Raw genomic sequence first — 8,816 nt, 5'->3', positions numbered from 1 at the left:
GAAGGCTGAGGTTTTGCCATTAAACTACACCCGCGTAGTAAACGATTATGGGGCGGTTGAAGGGAATCGAACCCTCGAATGTCGGAACCACAATCCGATGCGTTAACCACTTCGCCACAACCGCCAAAATGATTGAATGGTTCAGGACAGAATCGAACTGCCGACACATGGAGCTTCAATCCATTGCTCTACCAACTGAGCTACTGAACCGTAATAAGTAATGGCGGTCTCGACGGGAATCGAACCCGCGATCTCCTGCGTGACAGGCAGGCGTGTTAACCGCTACACTACGAGACCTATTAAAACTATGTATTGCGGGAGGCGGATTTGAACCACCGACCTTCGGGTTATGAGCCCGACGAGCTACCGAACTGCTCCATCCCGCGCTAATATTATTTACGTCTCAAAAATCAGTACTTAATAACTATATCATTTTATATTGTCTGATGTCAATATTAATTTTAAATAAATTTTACATTCATTTAATTGAATCTTCATATTGAAATGCGACAATTGTCTAATAGTCATCGCCTTTTCGAATACTTTATTAGTATATATAGTATCATTAACTTAGTCAATAAGTATTGCAAACTATTTTGTGTAAAAAAACGCTACATTTAAAATATTTTAATTAAAGATACCTATTGGGTATCTAATTGCACTTGAAAGTATCTATATATTTAATTATCAACCTTAATAATAATAAAAAATAGGTAGCTTTAACTACCTACTTAAATTAGTTTAAATATTGAACGTATTAATAATTAAATCACATGTTTTATTATTTAGTCATATAATGTTGCATTTTTTCTTGTAATTCAGTAAAAGATACAAAGCCCTCTTCTTCTAAGAAATGTCCACCTTCATCAACAATTTTAGTCTTACCACCTAATTCGTCAATTAAGTTTTGAGTTTCTATGTAAGAAACATAAGAATCATCTTTTGAAGCTAGTCCATAAAAGTGATTAACTTTAGTTTTAATTAAGTCATAATCAACATTAAACTCCCCTACTTTTATTGAATCGTCTATTTTCTTCGCATCTTCTTTAAATCCTGCTATACTGAAGAACCCCTCAAAAGGTTCGTAAATTGATAGACCTTCAATGTATTTCAAAGTAGCCAATGAACCATACCCATGAGTGACAAAATAAGTATCTTTAGATAAAAGTTCAATTTGTTGATTTAATTCGAAGACCCAATTGTCTATATTATCATTCTTACTTTCATCTAAATGGAATAATTGAACATCGTAACCTTCTAGTTCTAAATTATGTTGTAACCACTTATACCAGTGGTTATGAGAATTTCCTAATTGTGAATGAACTATAATTACATTAGTCATTAATATTTTTACCTCCTTAAACTAAATAATAATTCTCAATTTATATAACAAAACACTTTTAAAGAGGCAAATTCACCTCAAAAAAAGTGTTTAAATTATTATATTTCATCAAGCAATTCTTCCACAGCATTTTTACCTTGTTGAATACAATCTGGAAGCCCAACCGCTTCAAATGGTGCTCCTGTGATTCTGAGTGCAGAATAATTATTTTTAACGTGTTGTTGAATTTTTCTTATTTGACTAATATGACCAATGTGATATTGAGGCATGCTTTTAGTCAAACGATTAACAATTGTAAAATCCGGATCTTTATGAAAAGTCATCATTTTATTTAAATCACGACGTGCGATAGTCGCAATTTCTTCATCGGTATGATCTTCAACAACTGTATCACCTGGTTTACCTACATATGCTCTAATTAAAACTTTTCCTTGCGGTGTAGTAAAAGGCCATTTTTTACTAGTCCAAGTACAAGCTGTAATATTAGTATTACTTGTTCTCGCGATGACAAAACCAGTACCGTTATGTGTGTTTTCAATATTCTTCTCATCAAATGCAAATACAACCGTTGCAACTGAAGTAGAATCCATCTCGTTAAAGTATTTAAAAGCTTGATCGTGATTGAACCATTTCATAAATGTTTGATGAGGCGTAGTAATTAAAATACTATCAAATTGTTCACTGTATTGATCAGTTACTATTTCATAATTGTCATTGTTAAAAATGATATCTTCTACATGTGATTGATATTTCATCTTTACGCCTTTATCTTGTACATTTTTAGCTAATGCTTCAATAAATGAACTTAATCCGTGACGAAATTGTCTAAACTGACCTTTAGGGGCACCAGGGTATAGTTGACGTTGTTTAATTCGTTCAGCCTTTTCGTGTTGCATACCTTTGATTAAACTACCATACTTTTCCTCTTGTTCTTTAAAATTAGGAAATGTACTCATTAAACTTAATCGATCTATATCAGTACCATAAATACCACCCATGAGGGGTTCTATTAAATTTTCAAGCACTTCATTTCCTAATCGTCTTCTAAAAAACGCTCCAACTGATATATCATCCTCAATTTTTATTGGGGGTATTACCAAATCTAGTCCCGCTCTTAGCTTACCTATTGGTGAAATAAGTCTTGTTTTTAAAAAAGGTTTAATATCAGTTGGGATGCCCATAATCGAACCACCTGGTATAGGATACAATTTATTTTTTGCGAAAATGTATGACTGACCTGTTTCATTAGTAATTAAATCATCTTCAAGTCCAATATCTTTTGCTATATCAGTCATGATTGTTTTTCGTCCAAGATAAGATTCGGGGCCTAGTTCAATAGTATATCCATCTTTACGATACGTCTGTATCTTTCCACCTGGTCGATTTGTCGCTTCAAAAATGGTTACATCTATATCTGGTTTATAATGTTTTAAATAATATGCGCTTGAGAGGCCAGTTATACCTGCACCAATAATTGCAACTTTTTTACTCACATTGAGTCCCTTCCTTTATTAAAAAACTGTTTTTATTTCGTCCACGATAGCATTAATAAATAATGGATCCGTGTTAGGCATTGTTGGACGATAGTAATTTGCTCCTATCTCATCACACACAACTTTACATTCATAATCATTATCATACAGTACTTCTAAATGCTCACATACAAAACCTACAGGTGTGTAGATAAAGTGTTTATATTGATATTCGTTGTACAACGTTCTTGTTAAATCTTGTACATCGGGTCCTAACCAAGGTGTACCTGTGTGACCCTCAGACTGCCAGCCTTGAGCAACGTGTTTAATATTTGAAGATGTTTGTAAACGATTCATTGTATCTTTTAATTCATCAGGGTATGGATCATTATTTTTTTCAATTAAACCTTTAGGCAAACTATGAGCTGATACAACTAAGATTGTCTCATCATGTTCATCTTGAGGAATTTGCTCTAAAGTTTCATTAATTTTATTAGTCCAATACTCAATAAATTTAGGTTGGTGATAATAATGTTCAACTTGATGTAAAGCAATATCGTATTTATTGGCTTCCTCTTTTGCACGTTTATTGTATGATCCAACTGAGAAACTAGAATAATGTGGCGCTAAAACAACAGTAACCGCTTCTTTAATACCATCTTTATACATTTTTTCTACAGCTTCTTCAATATATGGAGAAATATGCTTTAGACCTAAATACAATTTATATTCCACATCTTCATAAACTTGATTTAAAGCATCTTTTAATGCTTCAGCTTGACGATCAGTAGTGCCAGCTAAAGGAGAAAGACCACCAATAAATTCATATCGGTCTTTTAAATCTTGTAATTCCTCATCTGTTGGTCTCTTACCATGTCTAATATCTGTATAATATGGTTCAATATCACTCTCTTTATATGGTGTTCCATATGCCATAACTAATAAACCTACTGTCTTAGTCATTAAATAAAACCTTCCTTAATCTTTGTATTCTTAATACTATTTACTTGTATAATCATGAACAAATTGAGTAACTCGCTTTAATGTATCAGGTTGTACTTCAGGAAAAACACCGTGTCCTAAATTAAAAATGTGTTTACCTCTTTCCATACCCTCGTCCAGAATTTCACGTACTCTGTGCTCTATTACGTCCCAAGGCGCGAGTAACAATGAAGGATCTAAATTACCCTGTAACGTTTTATTAACACCCATTTGTGTAGCTGATGAGATAGACGTACGCCAATCTAATCCTAGGACATCTATTGCTAAGTCATTCCATTCATTAATTAGATGGCTTGCACCCACTCCAAACATTATGACAGGAACATCATATCTAGCTTTAATTCCATTAATTAACTTATCCATTGAAGGTTTAATATAATAACGATAATCTTGAACATTTAAAGCTCCAACCCATGAGTCGAAAATTTGAATCAGCTCTGCGCCCGCTTCAACCTGAGCAACCACATAGTCAATTGATACTTGTACGAGATGATTCATTAAAGCAAACCATGTTGCCTCATCTCCATACATCATTGCTTTAGTATAATTATAATTTTTTGAAGGACCGCCCTCAATCATATAAGAAGCTAATGTAAATGGCGCACCTGTAAACCCAATTAATGGTACATTCAATTTCTCTTGTGTTAGCAATTGAATTGTTTCAAGTACGTACGGTACATCACGTTTTGGATCAATTTGAGTTAATTTATTTACATCAGATACAGATTTAATTGGATTGCTAATGACTGGTCCAATACCTGATTTAATATCAACATCAACACCAATTGGTTTCAAAGGTGTCATTATATCTTTATATAAAACTGCTGCATCAGTATTATAATTATCAACTGGTAATTGAGTTACATAAGCACATAATTCAGGTTGGTGTGTGATGTCGAAAAGTGAATATTTCTCTTTTAATTTTCGATATTCTGGTTGTGAACGGCCAGCTTGGCGCATAAACCATACAGGTGTATGAGATGTTTTTTCACCTTTAATTGTTTGTAAAATTGTATTATTTTTATTATGCACCTTATAGTCCTCCTAAATTAAAATCATTCTTATCTATAATATCATATGCTGATATAATTATCGTTTATCTACACTTAAATGTCATAAAAAAGACAAAGCATAAATGTACATTTCAATTCACTAAATTATAATAATTTATTAAACATAATTATAGTATATTTATATGCTTAAAAATATCCCTCAATAAGACTAAATGGATTTTTAAAATATTTAAACAATACATACAATTATTATAGCTAGTACCATTAATTAATCGTATAATATAAACAATAAAGGAGGTATGAGTCATGAACATATATACAACTTATGGGACTTATGGTTACTTAAATCAAATCCGAACAAATAATACTAATAGAAATCTATTTTTATTTTCAACAAATGATTCTTCTGTAATTATTGAAGAATCAGATGAAAAATCAATTTTAAAACATCCCACTGTTTACACAACTGTTAATTCTATTAATGACTTAGATCAAACACATTTTTACTCAGCAATATTTATCCCTTCTTCTGATGATCATGTTCATCAATTAGAAAAACGTATTGCAAATTTGGAATTAAATTTCGATAAGTTTGCCGGTTTTAAAAGTTATCGTTTTTTAAAGCCTGTTCAAGGAACAACTTACAAAGTTTATTTTGGTTTTGCTAATCGCCAAACTTACGAAGATTTTAAAGAAACAGATACATTTAAGGATTATTTTTCAAAAGATGCATTAAGACATTATTTTGGTTCTAGTAGCCAACATTCTAGCTACTTTGAGAGATATTTATATCCAATCAAGGAATAATAAAAAGGTTGCCTTTTAACTAGATGTAGTTTTGCTTGTTCTAGTTATAGGCAACCTTTTTAATCTTTAAGTAGTGATTCTTGATATTGTAACTTCTTAATTGTGCTTCTAATCGTTAACCACCCTACTATAAAGAAGATTAGAGCGAAAAAGGAATATTGTGGGTATATACTGATAAATGCAATTGAAAAAATTAATCCTATAATTAACATTAAGCGATAAAGAAATTTTTCATAACCTTTAATCACTTCGACATCTGGTACTGGCCAAACTTGAGGCCATAATCCATAGGCTTGTTGCGTATAAAATTGAGACATTTGCAATAATGTAATGTACATGAACAGACATCCAATAATTGCTGAAACAATAGGAAACGATAGCCAAATCATTAGCACTAATGCAATGACAATCAGTCTAAATATAATACTAAAAGCATCTCTACCTCTTACAAAGCTACGTGTAAATAGATATAAATACATATTTTTAGAATTAAATTTCCTGCCTTTAGGTGTAGGTAATAAGAAATCTAAATATCTACGTCTAACTGCAGACTCTTTTAAATGTTTAACATCCGTAAACATATTTACGAATTTATAATAATTTGTATGGTGTCTTTCTTCAATACCTATCATTCGTTCCCATGGATATAAATTAACTCGATTTAATTTAGGTAACGCTAACATTCCACCAAGTAATATAAACGTAAAGATAACTCCCCAGTACATTTGGTAACCCAATATTAAGTCATATGTTACTAAATTAATCAAAAATAAAATTGAACTTATACTCCAACTTGATTGCTTTAGTTGATACCATTGCCATCTCACTTTCAATCCAATCCATGGGTGTATCAATGTTAAAATACTCAAGATGATAAATGGTGTTATGAAATCACCATCTAATTTAGAAAATAATGGAAACAAGATAATGAGTATTACTAGTTGTATCGCTATTCTATTAAAATAGCTGTAGCGAATGCTTAGGTTCATATAATTTTTCATATGTTTTTCAAAAGGCAATAAAAATATTCTATCTGCATCTTTTAAAAATGTTCGTATTGGAAAGATAGATGTTACAGCTAATATTATACTTGCACATAACGCATAATCTATATGTTTAGGTATATGTTGCAACCATTGACCATAACCTAATATAAATGCTCCCAATAAAATTAATAAAAATACTGAAAAATGGCCATTAAAAATAAATTTATTATAATAACGCTTCTCTTTTTGAATGGTGTTCAATCTAGATTTAAACAATGAAGTAGCTGAATTATCCATTTTCTTGACCACCTTGTGTGACATGTATATAGATGTCATCAAGTGTGTGACCACTTAATCCAGTTTGTTTACGTAGCTCCTCTAAATCACCGAAAGCAACCACTCTACCTTTATCTAAAATAATAAATCGATCACAATAACGTTCTGCAGTTGCCAAAATATGCGTACTCATTAAAACAGTACGTCCTTCATTTTTCTTTTCTACCATTAAATCCAACATAGATTGAATCCCTAGTGGATCAAGGCCTAAAAATGGTTCGTCAATAATATATAATTCTGGATTAACAATGAACGCACATATTATCATCACCTTTTGTTTCATACCTTTAGAGAAATGACTAGGAAAGACCTTTAATTCATTCTCTAATCTAAATGTTTTAAGTAAAGGTCTTGCACGTTTCATTGCTTCTTCTTTACTCAATTGATATGCCATTGCAGTCATCGCAATATGCTCTTCTAATGTTAATTCTTCATATATAATTGGTGATTCAGGTATATAAGATAACTTTTTTCGATAAACTTCGATGTCATCTGTAATTTCTGTATTTGAGATAGAGAGATTACCCTCAGTTGGCGTTAATAAACCTAGCATATGTTTAATAGTTGTGCTTTTGCCTGCACCATTTAATCCAATTAAACCAACAATTTCCCCTGCTTTTAATTCAAAATTTATATCTTCAATAACAGGACGTTTCCCATAACCACCTGTTAAATGTTCAACTTTTACTGTCATAAGGCACCTCCATGAATAACATTGTACCAAAATTAGCTTTTAACTACTAAAATTACATTTACTTCACTAACGAAATTTTATTTTACAAATGCTATAATAAGCTATAAATACGTAAAAGGAGTGCATTCAAATGGCTGAAACTGTATTTAGTAAAATTTTATCTGGAGAGATTCCAAGCTTTAAAGTTTATGAAGATGACTTTGTTTATGCATTTTTAGATATTTCACAAGTGACTAAAGGTCATACATTATTAATTCCTAAAAAAGCGTCACCAAATATTTTTGAAACTGACGAAGAAACAATGGCTCATATTGGTACAGCTTTACCTAAAGTCGCTAATGCAATTAAGAAAGCTTTTAATCCTGATGGTCTAAATATCATACAAAATAATGGTGAGTTCGCAGATCAATCAGTATTCCATATTCATTTCCATTTCTTACCACGATACGAAAATGATATCGACGGTTTCGGATACCATTGGGAAACACATGAGAACGAAATTAATGATGAACAAAAACAAGCTATTGCTGATCAAATCAAAGCGCAATTTGATTAATTCTGCATATTGAATGTCATTTTAGGGTAATATACAATTATAATTAACTTGTCGAAATATGATTGTTGTAGAATCTGAAATTTATTTTATTTCTTTTTCTATTATTATCCGTTAACGACATAATAAGTGAGGAGAATAGAACATGAAAATATCACGCGTATTATTTGGTATTACTGCGGGAGTAGCATCTGGAATTGCTGTTTCTTGGTTAAACCGTGATGATCATAGCGTAAAGAATAACACGATTGATTCTAAAGAACCTACTGGGTCTCGCTCTGAATTAGAACGTGAAATTGAGTCACTTAAACGTAATTTCTTTAACATTATTGATTATGGTAAGCAAGTAAAAAATGATGGTGTCTCATATGGTAGCGAAATTGGAGATGAATTTAAAACACTAATTGGTGATTTTAAATCTGATATTAATCCTAATATCGAAAAATTACAATCACACATTGAAAATCTACAAAATCGTGGCGAAGAAATAAGTAATACTTTTTCAAAAGATAATAAATAAAGTTTAATCATTAGATTAAACTGTGATACGGGAGTGGCGTTGAAATCATTATGAATATTGGCTCTATAATAAATTGGACTGATGACTAAAA

The 8,816-nt window shown here is 31.4% G+C and carries 9 protein-coding genes and 4 tRNA genes; 3 read left to right on the top strand and 10 right to left on the bottom strand.

The window, feature by feature from the left end:
* Window positions 1–48: 48 nt before the first annotated feature.
* From HMPREF2715_RS11175 to hemE, 8 genes are all read right to left on the bottom strand, one after another.
* A tRNA-His gene (locus tag HMPREF2715_RS11175) sits at window positions 49–124 on the bottom strand.
* Between the two features lie 13 nt (window positions 125–137).
* A tRNA-Phe gene (locus HMPREF2715_RS11170) sits at window positions 138–210 on the bottom strand.
* An 11-nt stretch (window positions 211–221) separates the two neighbouring features.
* Window positions 222–297 (bottom strand) — tRNA-Asp (locus HMPREF2715_RS11165).
* Between the two features lie 15 nt (window positions 298–312).
* Window positions 313–386: transfer RNA gene (locus HMPREF2715_RS11160), tRNA-Met, on the bottom strand.
* 395 nt (window positions 387–781) lie between these two features.
* Window positions 782–1,342, bottom strand: coding sequence for an RBBP9/YdeN family alpha/beta hydrolase (locus HMPREF2715_RS11155; protein ID WP_037552231.1), 561 nt, complete (start codon window positions 1,340–1,342; stop codon window positions 782–784).
* Between the two features lie 98 nt (window positions 1,343–1,440).
* Window positions 1,441–2,835, bottom strand: coding sequence for a protoporphyrinogen oxidase (gene hemY, locus HMPREF2715_RS11150; RefSeq protein WP_070581334.1), 1,395 nt, complete (start codon window positions 2,833–2,835; stop codon window positions 1,441–1,443).
* A gap of 18 nt (window positions 2,836–2,853) precedes the next feature.
* Complete coding sequence (gene hemH / locus HMPREF2715_RS11145; protein ID WP_070581333.1) at window positions 2,854–3,777, bottom strand: ferrochelatase; 924 nt, start codon at window positions 3,775–3,777, stop codon at window positions 2,854–2,856.
* A 36-nt stretch (window positions 3,778–3,813) separates the two neighbouring features.
* Entirely contained in the window at window positions 3,814–4,848 is a 1,035-nt protein-coding gene (gene hemE, locus HMPREF2715_RS11140) for a uroporphyrinogen decarboxylase (RefSeq protein ID WP_053025402.1), read from the bottom strand.
* 287 nt (window positions 4,849–5,135) lie between these two features.
* On the opposite strand from hemE, the gene HMPREF2715_RS11135 reads away from it, so the two are divergent.
* Window positions 5,136–5,636 carry a hypothetical protein gene (locus HMPREF2715_RS11135; RefSeq protein ID WP_037552221.1) on the top strand — a complete coding sequence of 167 codons (501 nt, stop codon included), beginning with the start codon at window positions 5,136–5,138 and terminating at the stop codon, window positions 5,634–5,636.
* A 59-nt stretch (window positions 5,637–5,695) separates the two neighbouring features.
* Here HMPREF2715_RS11135 and HMPREF2715_RS11130 read toward each other — a convergent pair whose 3' ends face one another.
* A complete protein-coding gene (locus HMPREF2715_RS11130) occupies window positions 5,696–6,919 on the bottom strand; it encodes an ABC transporter permease EcsB (protein WP_070581332.1) in 1,224 nt (407 codons plus the stop codon).
* Complete coding sequence (locus HMPREF2715_RS11125) at window positions 6,912–7,652, bottom strand: ABC transporter ATP-binding protein EcsA (RefSeq protein WP_037538621.1); 741 nt, start codon at window positions 7,650–7,652, stop codon at window positions 6,912–6,914. The genes HMPREF2715_RS11130 and HMPREF2715_RS11125 overlap by 8 nt, the downstream gene beginning before the upstream one ends.
* Window positions 7,653–7,782: 130 nt before the next feature.
* Between HMPREF2715_RS11125 and HMPREF2715_RS11120 the strand changes: the two genes are divergently transcribed.
* Complete coding sequence (locus HMPREF2715_RS11120; protein ID WP_037552213.1) at window positions 7,783–8,208, top strand: HIT family protein; 426 nt, start codon at window positions 7,783–7,785, stop codon at window positions 8,206–8,208.
* A gap of 142 nt (window positions 8,209–8,350) precedes the next feature.
* A complete protein-coding gene (locus HMPREF2715_RS11115) occupies window positions 8,351–8,725 on the top strand; it encodes a YtxH domain-containing protein (RefSeq protein WP_070581331.1) in 375 nt (124 codons plus the stop codon).
* The last annotated feature ends 91 nt before the right edge of the window (window positions 8,726–8,816 follow it).

Origin of the sequence: Staphylococcus sp. HMSC062A01 (genome assembly GCF_001836805.1) — a bacterium.
In the GTDB taxonomy this organism is placed as follows: domain Bacteria; phylum Bacillota; class Bacilli; order Staphylococcales; family Staphylococcaceae; genus Staphylococcus; species Staphylococcus haemolyticus.
Note: the sequence above shows the minus strand (reverse complement) of the source record. Positions and strands in the feature narration are given on the sequence as shown.